This is a genomic window from Aequorivita sp. IT1183 (assembly GCF_058068265.1).
The window spans coordinates 18,959-38,159 of record NZ_JBYRHS010000006.1 but is presented as its reverse complement, the minus strand read 5'-3'; the positions used below and the strand labels follow the sequence as shown (position 1 = coordinate 38,159).

Below are 19,201 nucleotides of genomic sequence, written 5' to 3'. Positions count from 1 at the left end.
TGTGATTTTGAAATTCCTAATGTGAAATAAATAGGAAAAATAACTAAAATTATTTCACCAAATTTAATTGATATTTTACATAGCTCCGCGTTAAAAGCCCAATTTTTTCAACATTCGGAACGCGGATGCGCACATTTTTAATTTCGGTTGCGGGTGTTTGCTGAAGTTTTTTCAATAAACGTTTGTAATATCTATACGCTACAAAAACACCGAGTTTAGAATCGTGCGGTAATTGTAAAATTCCCTGGTATCCGTGGTTGAAGTTTTCTTCAATCTCTTGTATTATTTGCGCTTTTGAAGCTTCGTCTAAAGCAGCCAAATTTGTATTTGGAAAATAGGTTCTGTTTAAGTTTTCAAAATCTTCTTTTAGGTCGCGTAAAAAATTTACTTTTTGAAACGCCGAACCCAAACTCATAGCAGATTCTTTTAACTGATGGTATTTTGCGTCATCTCCTTTTACAAATACTTTTAAACACATTAAGCCTACAACATCTGCAGAGCCATAGATGTAATCATTAAATTCTTCAGTAGTATTATAAACACTTTTGGTTAAATCTAAGCGCATACTCGACATAAATTTGTCGATTAAGGTTTTGTCAATTTCGTATTTACGGACTGTTTCCTGAAATGAATTTAAAATTGGGTTCAAACTAATACCATCTTCAAGTGCTTCAGCCAAACCGTACTCAAAGCGGTCGAAAAGAACTTCCTTATTATAATCGTGAAATGAATCAACAATTTCATCTGCAAAACGCACAAAACCGTAAATATTATAAATGTCTTGGCGAATGGAAGGTCCAAGCATACGAGTGGCTAACGAAAAGGAAGTACTGTAAGTTCCAGTAACCTCTTTGCTGCATTTACGCGATACTATGTCAAAAAGTTCTTTCAATGTGTGTTCTCTTTTTAGATTAAACCTGCAACTAATTTTCCTGAGATAAGGGCGGGTGGAACTCCTGGTCCCGGCACGGTGAGCTGTCCGGTAAAAAAAAGATTTTTCACTTTACCACTTTTCAATTTTGGTCTTAAAAAGGCCGTTTGCAATAGTGTATTTGCCAAACCATACGCATTACCCTTGTAACTGTTGTAGTCTGAAACAAAATCATTAATACAAAACGATTCCTTAAATATAACGTATTTTTTAACCTCTTGGTTTGTTGTTTTTTCAAAACGATCCATTATTTTCTCGAAATAATCTTCTCTAATTTCTGGAATATCATCTAATCCAGGAGCTAACGGAATCAGGAAAATACCTGCTTCTTTGCCTATAGGCGAAACACTAGCATCTGTTTTTGAAGGGAAACTTGCATAAAATAATGGTTCATCTGGCCATTGTGGGGAATCGTAAATTTCTTGTGAATGCTTTTCAAAATCTACATCGAAAAACAAGGTGTGATGATCTACGTTTTCAATTTTTTTATCGAAACCAATATAGAACAGCAGGGCAGAAGGGGCAAAGGTTTTTTTACTCCAATAGCTTTCTGAATATTGACGAAACTGCTTGTCTAAAAGTGTTTCGGTATGGTGGTAATCGGCGCCGCTTAAAATTACATCGGCCTCAATTTTTTCACCGTTTATAAGCAACGAATTTGCTTTTCCGTTTTCAACGATTATTTTTTCTACATTCTGATTGGTTTTTATGGTTACCCCTAAGTCTTCAGCTAGCGTTTTCATTCCTTCAACTACAGAATACATGCCTTCTTTTGGATGAAAAGTTCCGAGTCCGAAGTCGGCATAATTCATAAAACTATAAAATGCTGGGGTGTTGGAAGGCTTCGCTCCTAAAAATAAAACAGGGAATTCTAAAATTGAAATTAATTTTGGATTCGTAAATTCTCTGCGAACGTCCTTACTAATAGTGCTGAAAAACTGCCCAATCTTTTTCATTGTAGTAACAGTAACCAGCTCTAAAGGAGAAACGCCTGGGCGATATACCAAATCTTTGATAGCTATGTTGTAGTTATCCATAGCTTGATCCATGAATTTCCGGAGTTTTATGGAACTTCCAGATTCTTCCTTTTCAAAAGCAGCGCATATTTTTTCGAGCGTATCTTCTATTGTGATGAAATCATCTTTTCCAAAATACACACGGTATGCTGGATTTAGCTTTTCAAGCTCATAATAATCTGAAGGTGCTTTCCCGAAATCATTGAAAAAGCGTTCAAAAACGTCTGGCATCCAGTACCAAGTAGGGCCCATGTCAAAAGTGAAACCGTCTTTCTTTAACTGCCTAGCTCGGCCACCAATCGTACTGTTTTTTTCGTAGATAGTTACATTATTTCCCGCTTGAGCCAAGTAACACGAAGCCGCGATGGATGAAAAGCCGGAACCAATAACTGCGATTTTTTTCATATTGTTTAACAAATCTACATTATATTTAAACAAAAATAAAAGTTGCAGATCATTTTTGGCTTTTATTTAATAAATTAGAGAGACTAAACCTTTGGTAGATTTATTTTAAAAGGACTAGAAATTAACTGTTTGAAAGGCTTTCAACTTGATCTGTAAAATGTTTTACGTCTTTAAAAAGCTTTACATTTTTTGTGCTCTTGTAGTTCTTACTAAACTTGCGGCCTAAAACCCAAAGTTCACTGGGGCCTTTGGCGCAAACTTCATTTTGAAATTCGTTTAAATATTTCTCAAGGTTATCATTCTCTGGTTGTACAGTAAAATAGGTGACAAAAGTTATTTTGGTTTTGGTCTTTAGAACGTGCTTTAAGCTATCCATCGGTATATTAGCGCCTAGGTATATGGTCCTGTATCCAGCTGATAGCAGCTCATAATTAGCATAGAGTAAGCCAATCTCGTGAATTTCTTGGAAAGGAAGATAAAGCGCAAATAGCTGCGTATTTTTTCGGTCAGTAGTATGCTTATGCTTAGCCGAATGCTCGATAATGGAATGTTTTATTTTCTCTGAAATAAAATGTTCGTGCGATGGATCAATAGTTCCCGAATGCCAGAGAATACCCATTTCATTAAGTAGTGGCACGAATATTTGTATGAAAACATCTCTGAAAGATCGTTTCTCCAAAAATTTGTCCAAGGTAGCGTCAAAAAGTTCATCGTCAAATTCAAACATTGCCGATTTAAAAACATTGAGCATATACTCTGAATCGAGCCCATTTATGCTTTCCCTAATCAACTTTTGAATTTGCGTAGAATCTAAACTTGCAAGTTTCGAAATTTTATACCCGGCATTATATAGGTAAGCTATATTTAATAGCTTTTTTAGATTTTCGAGATTGTACTTTCTAATGTTTGTATCGGTACGGTCTGGCTCAAGAAGGTTGTATCTTTTCTCCCAAATCCTAATGGTATGGGCTTTTACGTTGGAAAGATTCTCGAGATCTTTAATGCCAAATTGTGTTTTGACCACTGAAGAATAATTTATTATTACGAGGTGAAAGTACTAAAAAGATGTGAGATTGTTTAGAAAAATGTTGAAAACTCTAAACAAATATTAATGTCAGATTTTAGGGATAGAACTAGCTTTTTCTAAATAAGAATTGCGGGCCCCATTTTTCATTCTCGGAGTACATTCGAATGTAAGTCAGATTATAACAATTTTGTTATATAACAAAATTGTTATATATTTGGATTATGAAATCAAGTTCCTTGATAAAGATGATTGAAAAGGATGGTTGGTACATTGTGAGAACCAAGGGCAGCCATCACCATTTCAAACATCCAGTGAAAAAGGGATTAGTTACTATTCCCCATCCAAAAAAGGATGTGCCGATAGGAACAGTAAATTCAATCTTAAAACAAGCGGGGCTTAGTATTTAACACCACTTTCATTATTAAAGAATTAGGTGGCAATGCAGGGTAAAAAAAGACAGCAAAAATGGAAAAAAAAAGAATTAAAGTCTATGTCGAAAAAGCAACGGACGGTACCTATTGGGGTACGACAGAAAATTTAGACGGAGTAGTTTCAGCCTATGGGAATTCACTATCTGAATTGAAAAAAGAAATTCAAAAAGTATTTGATGAACACTTGGAAGTAGCTCAGGAATTAAAAGAGGACTGGGTCGTTAAGTATAAAAATGGAGTGGAATTTGAGTATAAAATGGACCTTGAGAGTTTCTTCAATCTTATACCAGAGGTAAAAATTGGATCAATAGCCGAAAAAGCAAATATCAATTCTTCCTTGTTACGTCAATATAAAACCGGCAAAGCAAATGCCTCAGAAGATCAGGCCAAAAAAATCGAAAAAGCGGTGCACGATCTCGGAAAGGAGTTACTATCCGTTTCCTTCTAATGCTATCAATATTAAAGAAGTAGAAATTTTCTGAAGACTGTTCCTAAATTTGATAATCCAAAAATTGAAAAACCCCATAAAACATAGTCTTACGGGGTTTTATTCGTACCCGGAATGGGACTTGAACCCACACGCCCAAAGGACACATGGCCCTCAACCATGCCTGTCTACCAATTCCAGCACCCGGGTGGGTACATATTATAAAAATACTTAAAGCCGCTGCAAAAATGTGCAAAACAAAAAAAAGTTAAACCATTGGATTAACTTTTTAACCTGTCCAGGTTAGTATTATTACAATGTGCAAAAGTAATCATATTAATTGAGTCGTCCTAAAATGAAATTCAAAGATTCACGCAGGATTAGGGCTTGTATTCCCTGGTGATTTGAAAATCTGTAAGTTGCGAGATTTATTGTTTGATATGTTTTTAAATTCGGCCTACAAAGCCACAATCCCTGTTGAAAAAGCAATAGTTAAATTCAATATTAATGTCTTGTTTACCCTTCACCTTATTGCTAAATTTATAACCTAAATTAAACCCCATTCTATAAATAGTAGTTTTCCCTTCATCCTAGCTTTGTAATACTTCATGTTATCCCTAATTGAATCTTATTTTTCGGTTTTAATGCTTTTTGGTGCGTCCCAAGCGGTGACGGGTATTTACCTCACAACCAAAAACAAAGACAGGCCCTTTGCCAATAATATGCTTGCCCTACTTCTGTTTGTATGGGGATTTTCCTGTTACTGGTTTTTTGCCTTCATCCACCAAGGCCCATTTTTTAGCGTAGCGCTTACTACTTTTATAGGCCCGATGATCGCCCTTGTTTTGTTTCCTCCCATCTATCTCTATGTTAAATTTCTTTTCTACGAATATGAAGGCTTCCAAAAGAGTGACCACCTGCATTTTTTGCCAGTGTACCTTTATGTAGCCTTTACTTTATATCTGTTTTTTGACAGTGACTTTTCTATTGCTACTATGCGGCAGCACGAGTGGTATCGTACTAGAACCTTGCTTTGCTCTTACCTCGCAACTATACAGGGGCCTTTTTATTTTATTAAAACAAACCGCATTTTAAAACTGAGGCATCAGCGGCTCAAGGAGCGATATTCTGAAATTGAAAGCAGGCAACTGGAATGGCTACATATTATAAATTACAGTTTTGCCTTGGTCTTTGTTATTGGTGGAGTATCTACCATTTTACGGATTACCTATCTTGATCCTTATATTCTATACATGGCATACCACGCCGTGATTGCTGTTAGTTTATTCTATATAACCTTAATGATATATAAATACCCTTTAATTTTCGATCGGGTAGACCCTCATGCCGAAACTTATTCAAATGAAACCCATTTAAATGATGTTCCCCAAAGCGCATACGATTCGCCTAAAATTTTACACGCCTATAAACTAGATCTTCTCAAAGACGATACTATTATCGATAAAGTTGAAAAGCTTATGAGCGAACAAAAAGTATATAAAAACCCAAACTTTAGCCTAAACGATTTAGCCGACGCAATTTCGGAAAGCAGAAATGCCATTTCGCATAGCCTCAATAATAGTTTAAATAAAACCTTCTACAATTATATAAACGAATTGCGCATCGAGGAAAGCAAACGCTTGCTTGCTGGGGAAACCCTTCTTCATTTTACCATTGAAGGTATTGCCGCAGAAGCTGGTTTTAAATCTATGTCTGTCTTCTATAGATTTTTTAAAGACATTGAAGGAGTAACCCCAGCTGTTTATCGGAAAAAACACCTCAATTCATAAAATATTCATATATAACATCTTATCATTTCTGGGTGTCTGTTTGGGACCAAACGGAGTAATAAAATTTGGTCAATTGAAGCTAAACTGATTAGTTTGCTCCCTCAATATATTTTTTTGAATTAAGTCTTCTTGATTGTAAAAAAACCCTAAAAAAAACATTTAGAATGAAAAAAACAAACGCTACTTTACTGTTTGCCCTCTTAATTGCCATTACTGGCTGGGCGCAGGGACAGTTACAACCCTTTAATGATGATGTAGAATCACATGCCGATTTTACACAAAATAATATCCTTGGATGGACCTCCGTCGATGTGGATGGTTTAAATACCGCTGGCCCATTTCAAAGTTTTCCAGGAAAGGGCGACCCATTAGGATTTATAGTTTATACACCTTCGCAAACCAGTCCACCTAACACTCTTAATGGTTTCGACACCCATTCAGGTGAAAAATATTTCGCAAGTATCTCTTCATGGGATGGCCCAGTAAACGACTGGCTAATTTCTGATGAATTGGTAAATCATCCAGGTGGAAGCTTCTCGTTTTACCTTAAAAGTGCCGCCGATTTTTTGGGTCCTGATGCCTTCAAAGTAGGCTATTCAACTACAGGAACAGACCCTCAGGATTTTATACTCTTTAATGGAGGAAACACCACAACTCCCTCATTAAACTGGACAAAGTTTGAGTATGTAATTCCTGCTAATGCAAAATACTTAGCTATAAATAGTGTATCCCAAGGTTATATGATGCTTGTGGACGATCTTCAATTTTCTCCAAATACAGAGCCTTTAGCGCCAGGCGCGATCACTCAGTTTACTGTAGAAACACAAATTGGAACTGAATTTGAAGCTCATTTTGACTGGGTTAATCCTACGGTAGATAATGCGGGTAATACGCTTTCAAATATGACGGGCGTAAAGATTTATAGAGGTACAAACCCAATGAATCTTATTGAAATTGCAGATCTTCCTTCAGCTGTGGGCCAAAGCATGAACTATATAGATGTACTGCCTGCAGAAGGCACTTATACCCATAGATTTGTACCTTATAATAATGCTGGCAATGGTATTCCTTATAATACCCCATCTACCTTTTTTGGATATGAAACTACTCCTGGAGCTCCTGCTAATATAACATTTACACAAGATGCAAGCTCAAATACAGTGATCTCTTGGGACGCGGTAGATTACGGCGCAAATGGAGGTGTATTACAAGATCCTGTGGTAGGTTATACTATTAAACGTAGTCTTGGTGCTACTACCGAAACATTAGTAGAGATGCATCCAGGAACCACTTTTACTGAAAACAATATTCCCGCATTATACCTTTATACTTATAGCATCACCGCACAAACGAGCCCTGCTAATTTAGGCGTTTCTGCAATTGTGTCTGCTTACTCAGGCCTGGGAGAAAACCAAATGTCTGTAACCAGCGGCAATGCTGTTGCCACCCAGCCTTTCGAACTTAGTAGAGGTTCTGTTATTTCGCAAAGTATTTATACGCCTGAAGAAATAGGTAACAGTGGCCTTATTACATCAATTTCTTATTTTGGAAATTTAGGAACTACAACTACAGCTCGTTATAAAGTATATATGAGTTTATCGAATCGCGATACTTTTGGAACAACCATTTACAATGCAGTATGGGAATACTATGGCGATCAAAAACTATTGTTTGATGGCGATGTTGAATTCCCTGCAGGAACAAATGAAATTGCAATCGATTTAGACCAACCTTTTTATTACGATGCTAGCAGTAATCAAAATGTAATTATAACCATCGTAAAACCATTACTGGCAAATCCACCGTCGGTAAATCCAAGAAACTTTTACAATACACCGGTCGACGGAATGCGTACGTATTATGCAAATGGTACCTCTGTAGATCTAAGTGTAGTTACATCGCAACCGGCATCTTGGGCTACTACGGTAGTACCTACTATCCCAAGTATCGTTGTTGAAAAAACCACAGATTACGGTAGCTTATCGGGTACAGTTACACTTCTTTCAGATGGCTCACCATTGCAAGATGTAACAGTAACTATAACTCCAAATGGAGGTAGCGCTTACCAAACCGAAACAACTACTACAGATGCTACAGGAAATTATACAATCCCAGCGCTTATGGCTGGCGATTACGTAGCTACCTTTAGCAAAAATACGTTTAACACTATTGAAATAGGTTTTACTATTGCACCTAACGAACAACTTGTTCTAGATGCTGTTTTAGATAATTCGCTTCCAATAGTAATCTCTGGAACTGTGATTGACGAGGCAGGGTTAGGAATAGAAGGTGTTAACCTTCATTTAACTGGCTTTTCTGAATTTTCTACCATCAGCGATGCTACTGGTAATTATACTTTAGATGCCTTCGCCAATAAGCAATACGATCTTGAAGCTGTACATCCGTTATATAGTGCGGAAACAATAAATATTACAAGTGAGGCGGCAGATTATACACTAGACCCTATTACCCTAAATCTAGCAACACCTAAGCCAGGTAATGTGATGGCGGTAAATAATAATGGTGTTGGCGAAGTAAACTGGAGAGTTCCAGTTGGCTATTCTAACGAAACCTCAATAGGGTGGGGAGACTTTGTTACCGCAGGAGATTCTTGGGGGAATGGAGGCGATCCGTTTATTGCAGGTATAAGATTTCTGCCTTCAGATTTGCAAAATCAAGTAAATGCTGATGCAGAACTTACACATGTAAAAGCTTACATAGCTAACAATGCCGAGATCATCATTAAAATTTTTGAAGGAGCCAACGGGGCAGAACTAATACATTCACAAACCGCTTCTATCACAACGGAAGGATGGTATGATTTTGAACTTTCACAGACAATTGCTATTGATAATACGAAAGAACTTTGGATAGGAATTGAATTTCTTGCCGGTCAATACGGCGCTTACCCAATAGGACTAGACGATGGACCAAACGTCCCAGCTTACAAGGGAAGTATGAAGTACGAGAATGGTGTATGGACCGCGATGAGCCTTACTAATAAGAACTGGAACATCTACGGTATTACTAATAATACTACAGCTGCCAATCCATCAGGTTATAGAGTTTATAGAAGCCCTGCAGCCGCAACTACGTGGACAGAGCTTACTACGGCCCCTATTACAGCTACCACTTTTAACGATCCCACTTTAAGCAGTGCCGCGCCCGATATGTACAAATACGGAATTACCGCTGAATATGGTAATAGCCTTGTTTCTGAAAAAGGTATTTCAAATGAAATTGAACATAATATGTTCTTCGATTTCACTTTAAACCTAACAACCGATAGTGGTAGTTTAGAAGGAGCCTATATTTCTATTTCGAATAGCAATAATTTTGCAGAAACAACTGTGGCAGCACCACCATCTGTAACATTCGATCATTTATTACACGGTACGTATAACATACGTATTGAATTGGATAACTACGAAATCGTAGAACTTACTGACGTAGTAGTAGAAGAAAACGGTAGTCTTACAGTTCCGGTTAATTTGAATAAAGTACAACCTTCAAATCTTACAGCTACTATTATAGGTACAGATGCAGCCCAACTTGATTGGACACTTCACAGTACCTATACAGATCAAATGGAAAGATATGACGATTTTGAACGTCAGAATATTTCAAATTATATTCTTAGGGATTTAGACGGATTAGAAACGTACACCTATACTAATTTCAACTTCCCAAGTGCTGGAGACCCTATGTCGTTTATGGTTTTTAATCCATACGCAACATCGCCACCAATAGCAATGGAGGCAGTTTCTGGACGTAGATTTTTAACTGGCTTTGCTGGTCCTAATGGTGCTAATAACGACTGGATAATAATTCCTGCCGGAACTGGTGAGTTTTCATTCAGCGCAGCTTCTTTAGTAGGCGCAACCCCAGAAAATATTAGAGTACTATATTCTACTACTGGAACCGATGTATCAGATTTTACAGCATTCGGAAATGAAATTACTGTTCCTGAAGCTTGGACTCAATATTCTTTTGATACACCCGTAGATGCTAAATATGTTGCTATTAATTATGTAAGTAACGACAGTTATATCCTTAAAATAGATGACATCAAATTTGAAAGAGAGTATGACCACGCTCTTTCCTATAACATTTATCTAGATGGCAACTTAATTTCTGAAGATGTAACAGAAACAACATTCTTGTTAGAAAACCTTACACCACAAGGGCACATAGCAGAAGTTGAAGCAGTTTATGAAACTGGAGTTTCAGAAAAGACACAGGTAGAGATATTTATGTTGGGAGTAGAAGACCAAAACTTACCCGAATTCTTGGTATATCCTAACCCAACTTCAGGTAGATTCACATTAGAACTGCCAAGTCGCGCTACGGTACGTATAGTAGATCTTAATGGAAGATTATTATACTCTGCTGTAAAGGAAGCTGGAGCAACTATGATGGAACACCATCTTTCTGCCGGCACCTATATTATTCAAGTAGAAACAGAAGCAGGAGTTTCCACCAAGAAACTACTCTTTCTATAATTAGCACATTTTAATTCCTCAATTCTACCCCAAGTGTAAGCCGTCTCATTTTCTAAAAATGAGGCGGTTTTTTTTATTATTTAGTTATCGAATAGTACTACATCTTCAATTTCAATTTAACCAACCTCACTACCAAAGGCACGATCCAAAATCTAAATTCAACAACTTACAACTTAATCCCCACATCCTACGTCCTACGTCCTTCAGTCCTACGTCCTAAGTCATTCAATCCTAAATACTACAACCACAAGCTACACCCTACAACCTATATCCCACCGTCCTAAGTCTTTCAACCTAACGTTCTTCACCACTAATTCTCAGCCTCAACAAAGGATTTTCGTTAATCTTCTTTTTATTTACGCGGTCAAAGTGTATTTTCGTCCCTCAATTTTAAAAACAATACTATGAAAGACTTAATCGAGAAAATCAACGCTGAATTTGAAACTTTTAAAACAGAGGCAGATTCGCTTACTGAAAAAGGAGTTAAAGCCGCAGGGGCAAGAGCGAGAAAATCTACGCTAGAAATGGAAAAATTATTAAAACAATTTAGAAAAGTTTCTATCGAAGAATCAAAAAAATAATGTTTTCAAATCTATTCTGATACTTCTAAAGAATGACTTTATAAGTATCAGACATAGATGTTGATGTTATATTTTATTAAAAAGGCTGGTGCTAAAACACTGGCCTTTTTGTATTCCTAAAGTTGATCAATTTAGATGTGGGTGTTTTTTTTTGACCGGCACATCAAAGCTTTTATATTTAATTTTACAAGTAAACTTCCAACTTCCAACTTCCAACTTCCAACTTCCAACTTCCAACTTCACATTTCACATTTCCCATTTCCCATTTCGTATTATGTATTTCATATTTCCAACTTCACATTTCACATTTCGTATTTCCCATTTCGTATTATGTATTTCATATTTCCAACTTCACATTTCACATTTCGTATTTCGTATTTTGTATTTCCAATTTCCCATTTCCAATTTCCAATTTCCCATTTCGTATTATGTATTTCTTATTTCCAACTTCACATTTCGTATTTCCCACTTCGTATTTCGTATTTTCTCCATCCCACTTCCCATTTCCCATTTCTTATTTCCCATCCCATTTCCCATCCCACTTCCCTGATATAGATTGACCATTTTAAAATGGAAATCAATGAAAATAAATGCAGCGAGTAATCGCTATCTTATTCCTATAAAAACAAAAAAAATCGCCTGAGGAATTTCCTCAGGCGATTTGATTTTAAAAATTATTAATTCTGAAAACTACTCTTTTATAAGTCGTTTGGTTATCTGCCCTTCTTTGCCTTTGATTATCACTACATAAGTAGCGGCGGCAAGGTTGTCAACGTTCAGGGTCTTGGCTGTAGTCATTCCCTTTAGGTTGAAGGTTTGTACCAACCTTCCCGTCAAGTCGTAAATATTAGCACTCTCAAGCTCTAGGCTCTGTGGGTTTCCGATAGTCACACTTCCTTTTGCTGGGTTGGGGTACATTGCTATGCTTCCAAGATTTTGGTTGTTATCACCAACACCAAGTACACTTTCTACTATTAGCTCGAAATCGCAAGTACTAGTGTTGCCGTATTCGTCTGTCGCTGTTAGTGTGATTGTATACGTTCCATCAGAAAGTGGTGTTCCTACTGCTGGGCTCTGTGTTGTTATTGTAACAGGATCTGTACAGTTGTCGATAGCTGTAGCTTCACCTGTTGCAAAGTAATCTGGAAGAATATAGAATATATTTCCAGGTCCCGGATCAACAGTTTGATCTGCTGGACAAGTAATTACTGGTGCTAATAAATCTACAACTGTTACTTCTGCAGTACAAGTTGCAAGGTTGCCATTTAGATCTATTGTAAATACCTGAACCGTAATTGGCGCGCCAATATCTGAACAATCGAAAGCTGTAATATCTACTGCCGAAGCAAAGATGCCACAAGCATCATCGTTAGAGGCTATCACATTACTTGGGTCAAGGATAGCAGTACCATCTGCACCAAGTTCTAAAGTGAAGTCTTGACAAACAAGTACTGGGCTAGTATTATCTTCAACCGTTACTGTAGCATTACAAGTTGACGTGTTTCCGTTTACATCGGTTACAGTTAATATTACTGTGTTTGCTCCAACATTTGAACAATCGAACGTGGCCATATCCAAAGTATAGGTATCTATTCCACAAGCATCAGTGCTTCCGCCGTCAACGTCTATTCCCGCAATGGTTACTGTACCCGAAGCATCGAGTACTACTGTAATGTCTTGGCAAACCACTACTGGCGCCGTTACATCTTCAACAGTTACTACAGCTGTACAAGTTGAAGTATTTCCGTTAACATCTGTTACCGTTAATATCACATTGTTGTCTCCAACATCTGAACAATCAAATGTATTGATGTCAATAGTTGTAGAGGCTACACCACATTGGTCTGTGCTTCCACCATCAACATCTGCTGCCACAATTGTTGCATTACCAGCTGCATCAAGTTGAATAGTGATATTCTGACAAACAGCTACTGGAGCTTCATTGTCGGTCACTGTAATATTGAAGCTACAAGTGCTTGTATTTCCGTTTACGTCTGTTGCAGTAAACTCAATAGTATTTACACCTACTGGGAAACTGCTTCCGCTTGGATCGCCCATTGTTTGAATAATAGTAGCAATGCCACAATTGTCAAAAGCTACTGGTGTAACAAACGTAACCGTAGCAAAACAATCTCCCGGATCTGTGTTTGCGGTGATGTTTGCTGGACAAATTATGGTTGGTGGGATGCTATCTTCAACAGTTACAATTGTTGTACAAGTTGAAACGTTTCCGTTAACATCTGTTACAGTTAAGGTCACTGTATTTGGACCAACATCTGCACAAGTAAATGTTGATTTATCAATTGTTGTGCTTGCAATGCCACAGGCATCTGTACTTCCATTTTCAATATCTCCAACTGTAATGCTTGCATTTCCAGCAGCATCTAATTGAATTGTGAACGGAGCAGCACAATTTGCTACTGGCGCAACATTGTCTTCAACTGTTACAACTGTTGTACAAGTTGAAACATTTCCGTTTACATCAGTTACCGTTAAAGTAATTGTATTTGGACCAACATCTGCACAATTGAACGTTGATTTATCAATTGTGGTACTTGCAATGCCACAGGCATCTGTACTTCCGTTTTCTATATCTCCAACTGTGATGCTTGCATTTCCGGCGGCATCTAATTGAATGGTGAACGGCGCAGCGCAATTTGCTAAAGGCGCTACATTATCTTCAACTGTTACAACTGTTGTACAAGTAGAAACATTTCCGTTTACATCAGTTACCGTTAAAGTTATCGTGTTTGGACCAACATCTGCACAAGTGAATGCTGATTTATCTATTGTTGTACTTGCAATGCCACAAGCATCAGTGCTTCCGTTTTCAATATCTCCAACTGTGATGCTTGCATTTCCAGCAGCATCTAATTGAATAGTGAACGGCGCGGCACAATTTGCTACTGGCGCAACATTGTCTTCAACAGTTACAACTGTTGTACAAGTTGAAACATTTCCGTTTACATCGGTTACAGTTAAAGTAATCGTGTTCGGACCTACATCTGCACAAGTGAACGTTGATTTATCAATTGTTGTACTTGCAATGCCACAGGCATCGGTGCTTCCATTTTCAATATCTCCAACTGTAATGCTTGCGTTACCCGTAGCATCTAATTGAATCGTAAATGGTGTAGCACAATTTGCTACAGGCACTACATTGTCATCAACAGTTACAACTGTTGTACAAGTAGAAACGTTTCCGTTTACATCAGTTACCGTTAGGGTTACTGTATTCGGACCTACATCTGCACAAGTAAAACTTGTTTTATCTATTGTTGTAGTTGCAATTCCGCAGGCATCCGTACTTCCGTTTTCAATATCTCCAACCGTAATGCTTGCATTTCCACTGGCATCTAATTGAAGGGTAAACGGTGCAGCACAGTTTGCTATTGGCGCAACATTGTCTTCAACAGTAACAACACTTGTACACGTAGATACATTTCCGTTATCATCCGTTACCGTTAGGGTTACCGTGTTTGGACCAACGTCCGCACATGTAAAATTATTAGGGCTCACCGATATATTGGCAATACCGCAATTATCTGTACTTCCACCATCAATAGTCGCGGGATCCAATATTGCTTGGCCATTTACATCCAATTGTATTACAATAGGAGAGGAGGTAGCCCAAACATAATTTATTTTACTATAATCAGAATGATCATTTACCCAAGCAGATACCGCAGAACCTAATCCACCTGGATCACTATAGCCGGGGGCTCCAGTATCCAAACTATAATTTTCAGCATTGATCGCAAAACCAGACCCCCAACTATCAGTCCAACCAGTATTGGTAATGGTGTTCGGATCAGTTGTGTTGGGATCAACAGAGATTGCATAATCTGATGCATTACCTCCAAAAATTAAAGCAGCGGCATCTTGCGGGCTATAAACGGGAGGATTAGTACCCCAATTTGGTCCATCACTAACCTTATAAGATCCTATGAATATTGGAGTAGATCCAACACATACCGCTATCGGTGCTATGTTATCCTCAACTGTTACAATTGTTGTACAAGTTGAACTGTTGCCATTTACATCGGTTACTGTTAAAGTAATTGTATTTGCACCTACATCTGCACAGGTGAAAGTTGATTTATCTATTGTAGTGTTCGCAATTCCACAGGCATCGGTGCTTCCGTTTTCAATATCTGCAAGAACAATGCTTGCATTTCCAGCTGCATCTAATTGAATAGTAAACGGAGCAGCACAATTTGCTACAGGCGCAACCTTGTCCTCAACAGTTACAATGGTGGTACAAGTTGATACATTGCTATTCGCATCTGTTACTGTTAATGTAACTATGTTTGGTCCCAAATCTGCACAAGTAAAGTCTGTAATGTCTATCGAAGTGCTTGCTACCCCACAGTTGTCGGTACTGCCATTTTCAATATCTAATACTGTAATACTCGCATCTCCATTAGCATCCAATTGAATGATAAATGGGGCAGCACAGTTGGCTACTGGATTCTCGGTATCGTTTATTGTTACATCAAAACTACAACTGTCGGTGTTCCCACTCGCATCGGTTACTACAAAAGTATTCGTAGTAGTCCCGACTGGGAATATTTGCCCTGAAGCCAAACCTGCCGTTTGAACCGTGGAAGCGCCAGAACAATTGTCCGTTCCAACGGGAGCAATATAGGTTATCATTGCACCACAATTCCCTGAATCATTATTCGCAATTATATTTGATAAACAAGTGGAACCACCACTATAAACCTTAAAAGTATAATCATAGTTAGGAAATGGGTTATACCCTGCATTTGCATAAATATTTCCATTTGGATAAGGATTTGCTGTATCTCCCGCTATGCACTGTATTCCATTGGTACCGGTAAAAACAAGATAATATGTATTTCCCGGTGTAACCGAAACAGTGGGCCAAGAGGTATCTGCCCATTCATTTTCCGATACGCCAATTGCCGTTCCACTCGCCATTAAAACACCTCCATTGTTAGGTAAATTATCATAAAGTGCTATGGTAACGTCTCCTGTTCCGGGATTTCCTGAGAGTAATATAGAAGCTCCGCTCAAATTGTTCAAAGATGGAATAAAAGACTGCGCAAGATCTAACTGACTAAAGTTAGCCATACAAGTATTATTTGATAAGCTTTCTTGATCAACCACTAGTGGATCTCCAAAAGTTGGTGCCTCTGTATCATTCACTGTTACCTCAAAACTACAGCTTTCAGTATTGCCATCGCTATCAGTAGCCTCAAAAGTGTTAGTGGTAACACCAATAGGAAACACTGAACCAGATGGTAAACCAGCTGTTTGCGTTGGTACTAATGGCCCATCGTCAGGGTCTGATGCTGTTACTGTATAATTCACTACTGCACCACAAATACTTGAGTCGTTAGGCACTATTATGTCTCCAGGACAGCTTACATCTGGAGTGGAAATAATCCGCCAAACGTAATTTGTACTTCCTAAACAGTTGTCAGTAACATATGCTGATGTAGCAGTATTTGTTCCTCCTGGATCATTATAACCAGGGGCTCCTAGATCAAGAAAATAATTTTCAGCTACTTCTTGACAATTAGATACACCCCAAGTAGTTACCCATGCGGTATTGGTTATTGTTGTAGGATCAGTAGTATTTGAATTTGTAGAAATAGCATAATCAGTAGGGGAACCTCCAAATAGTAGTGCAGCAGCCTCCACAGCACTCAGTGCTGCTGGGTTAGTAGTATAAAATGGACCGTCATTAGTTTTAAATGATCCTACGTATGTAGCAGTTAGTGATCTGTTAAAGGTCGGCGGAACAGTAATGGACTGCCGCCTCAGGGCCACTTCTATTTGACCTTGCATCTCTAAAGAAACAGCTACTGTATTTGCACTGCCCGATGAGGTGGATATTGTTTGTGCCGAAACGGCTCCCACAATACCCAATAATATAATAGTTAAGAATTGGGTAATTTTTTTCATTGATTTGGAGTTTTAATTAAGGGCGCTAAAGTAAAAAATTATGTTAAAGTGGATATACGTGGTACTACGTACTTAACATAAATTGAATTAAAAAAACATATAAACAATTGCTATTCATGGTTTTAAAAATTAAAAAAAAATTATTTTGTTGAAATAAACGATAGAAATGGACATTTTATACCTCTGAAAACAACTTATTTAACCAATTTGCTATGGTATTCCTTTAAAAATTGCTCACATCAGCAGCATTCGTTATCCGCTTTTATTGATTTTTTATAATTTTTAATGCCTTACTGTAAGCATCGAAATTGGTAGCAGGGCTAAATTTGAGAGTTAAGCTGTATCAAGTTCAAGTTGAAAATGTATTTTAGTAACCTTGCTTCAAAACAATTAAAGAATATCGCTCAAGGAAATTCCTCGTTCAACTTCATTTTAAAGATTAATTCCGAATTCTATTTTTTTAGCAAATGTTTGTTGTCTATCATATAAGCTTTACCAATTCCAACCTTTTCACCTCCAAACCTCAGCCTAAACCTAATGCCAGTGTAAGCAGCCTGTCCTGAGCGTAGTTCTGATGTCAGGGTGAGCGCAGTCGAACCCCCTTATACCTCCAAACGTATGTAAATCGCTACGGAGAAAAACAAAAAACATTTCAATATATGAATGAGGCAAAACACTTCAATTTTTTATCCCAGACAATTTTTCATCCTATAATTTTATATTTCCGGAGATGAAGATAAAACCTCACATTTAAATAATCAATTTATTTGGGCCTCATCATGTGAGTTGAGCGATTCTGATAGTGAACACCCCCCTAGTGCCAGTGAACGACCTATTTAACAATTTTTTCAAATTGTCATTTTAATGATATTGCTTCATAAAAAATAATGCTTCCTCAAGCAACGCGAGTTTAAAATGTTTGCCAATACCACTCTAGCTGTCGCGCGTTTGCATCGCGAATCAATGCACCAATCCAATAAACCAATCAACGAATCCCGTATTCGTTTTCGATTTCACCCAAAATGTCGAAATCGGTTTCAACACCGCGCGCTCCTTCCCCTTTTAAAAATCATCAATACTACCTCTAAAGCTACAACAAAGGGGAAGGTGGCAGCTGGACGAAAAAGTTCGATTGTACCTCTAAATCTCCATCCCGGCTGACGGAAGGGGTAAATCATACTTGGAATTGGGAACTTTATTCTTGGTTTCTGCCTAGAACATCCCCCCAGCCCCCCTTCAAAGGGGGGAGTAACAGGGCGTTTTCGGTATTAACGCTGTGTTCCTTCCACATGTGATTCGTGTTCCATCTTTTAAATTGAAGTGACTCCAGCACCTGCCCACCGAAGGATCGTCGTGATTCCCTTAAGTCGTGGTTCGTGTTTCCATTTTGTCTTACGTCTTACGTCGTTTTCAATTTCATCTTCATCTCCGTTTCTTCCTTTCCACCGAGCTCCTTCCCCTTCTCGATATTTTAGTTTGAAAGAAAGAAGTTTCTTGAAGGGGAAGCCAGCCTAAACACATACGGGCAGGGTGGCAGCTGGGCTAAAATGTTTGTTCGCACCCCCAAATCTCAATCCTAGCTGACGGAAGGGGTATAAGTATATTTGCTTGCATCCTATATCTCTCATTTAGTCACTACAGCAAGGTCCCCAAGTACCCGACGACAGGAGGGTGTATCGAGGGGCCCGACTTCGGAATCCTATAACCTCAATACAAATTTTAGATCCCGCGCCCTCTGTGTCCTCTTTGCCACTATAGTAAACCATTCCTGTTTTCTTTCATCCGGGTTTCCTATTTACTGACCTGCGCCCCGCTGGCCCGAGTGTACAACGCGTGACCTTGCTATTTGTAATTACAGTGATAAAATTAATGAGTGTAAATGAAAAAGGAAGGTCGGAATACGCTAAAAATAAACCGATTATGCCTAAAAAAGTAACGATTGTGCCTAAAAGCTTAGGTTTTGTAAATAATAATTTAATAATAAGGAGGTGACACTAAATTTTATGGAGCCTCAAAATATGAAGGGCTGTCCGCATATTAAATATAGTTTTGCCTTTTTAATACTCTCAACAAATCAGTATCAATCTTCCTCAAGTAGTGCGCGTTTAAAATGTGTATCACCAACCCCAACTCCTTCCTTTCCACCTCTGTGCTCTT

9 protein-coding genes and 1 tRNA gene are annotated in these 19,201 nt (G+C 38.0%); 5 read left to right on the top strand and 5 right to left on the bottom strand.

The window, feature by feature from the left end; genetic code table 11:
• Nucleotides 1-49: 49 nt before the first annotated feature.
• The 3 genes from AC3RVF_RS12820 to AC3RVF_RS12810 form a co-directional block, all read right to left on the bottom strand.
• Nucleotides 50-892 carry a phytoene/squalene synthase family protein gene (locus AC3RVF_RS12820; protein WP_489691631.1) on the bottom strand — a complete coding sequence of 281 codons (843 nt, stop codon included), beginning with the start codon at nucleotides 890-892 and terminating at the stop codon, nucleotides 50-52.
• A gap of 14 nt (nucleotides 893-906) precedes the next feature.
• Nucleotides 907-2,352 (bottom strand): phytoene desaturase family protein, encoded by a 1,446-nt coding sequence (locus AC3RVF_RS12815; RefSeq protein ID WP_489691630.1) that lies wholly within the window; start codon nucleotides 2,350-2,352, stop codon nucleotides 907-909.
• Nucleotides 2,353-2,473: 121 nt separating this feature from the next.
• The gene (locus AC3RVF_RS12810; RefSeq protein WP_489693517.1) at nucleotides 2,474-3,376 is read right to left on the bottom strand and encodes a MerR family transcriptional regulator; all 903 of its coding nucleotides are present in this window, start codon (nucleotides 3,374-3,376) and stop codon (nucleotides 2,474-2,476) included.
• Between the two features lie 224 nt (nucleotides 3,377-3,600).
• Between AC3RVF_RS12810 and AC3RVF_RS12805 the strand changes: the two genes are divergently transcribed.
• Both AC3RVF_RS12805 and AC3RVF_RS12800 read left to right on the top strand, forming a co-directional pair.
• Nucleotides 3,601-3,786, top strand: coding sequence for a type II toxin-antitoxin system HicA family toxin (locus AC3RVF_RS12805; RefSeq protein ID WP_489693516.1), 186 nt, complete (start codon nucleotides 3,601-3,603; stop codon nucleotides 3,784-3,786).
• A 58-nt stretch (nucleotides 3,787-3,844) separates the two neighbouring features.
• Complete coding sequence (locus AC3RVF_RS12800) at nucleotides 3,845-4,258, top strand: helix-turn-helix domain-containing protein (protein ID WP_489693515.1); 414 nt, start codon at nucleotides 3,845-3,847, stop codon at nucleotides 4,256-4,258.
• Nucleotides 4,259-4,364: 106 nt separating this feature from the next.
• Here AC3RVF_RS12800 and AC3RVF_RS12795 read toward each other — a convergent pair.
• A tRNA-Leu gene (locus AC3RVF_RS12795) sits at nucleotides 4,365-4,447 on the bottom strand.
• A 398-nt stretch (nucleotides 4,448-4,845) separates the two neighbouring features.
• On the opposite strand from AC3RVF_RS12795, the gene AC3RVF_RS12790 reads away from it, so the two are divergent.
• The 3 genes from AC3RVF_RS12790 (at nucleotide 4,846) to AC3RVF_RS12780 (ending at nucleotide 11,110) form a co-directional block, all read left to right on the top strand.
• Nucleotides 4,846-6,027, top strand: a complete 1,182-nt coding sequence (locus AC3RVF_RS12790; protein WP_489691626.1) for a helix-turn-helix domain-containing protein — start codon at nucleotides 4,846-4,848, stop codon at nucleotides 6,025-6,027.
• Nucleotides 6,028-6,191: 164 nt separating this feature from the next.
• The gene (locus AC3RVF_RS12785) at nucleotides 6,192-10,529 is read left to right on the top strand and encodes a carboxypeptidase regulatory-like domain-containing protein (protein ID WP_489691625.1); all 4,338 of its coding nucleotides are present in this window, start codon (nucleotides 6,192-6,194) and stop codon (nucleotides 10,527-10,529) included.
• Between the two features lie 404 nt (nucleotides 10,530-10,933).
• Complete coding sequence (locus AC3RVF_RS12780) at nucleotides 10,934-11,110, top strand: histone H1 (protein WP_489691624.1); 177 nt, start codon at nucleotides 10,934-10,936, stop codon at nucleotides 11,108-11,110.
• Between the two features lie 690 nt (nucleotides 11,111-11,800).
• Here the strand turns inward: AC3RVF_RS12780 and AC3RVF_RS12775 are convergent.
• On the bottom strand, nucleotides 11,801-17,044 hold the full coding sequence (locus tag AC3RVF_RS12775) for an HYR domain-containing protein (protein WP_489693514.1): 5,244 nt from the start codon (nucleotides 17,042-17,044) through the stop codon (nucleotides 11,801-11,803).
• Between the last annotated feature and the right edge of the window lie 2,157 nt (nucleotides 17,045-19,201).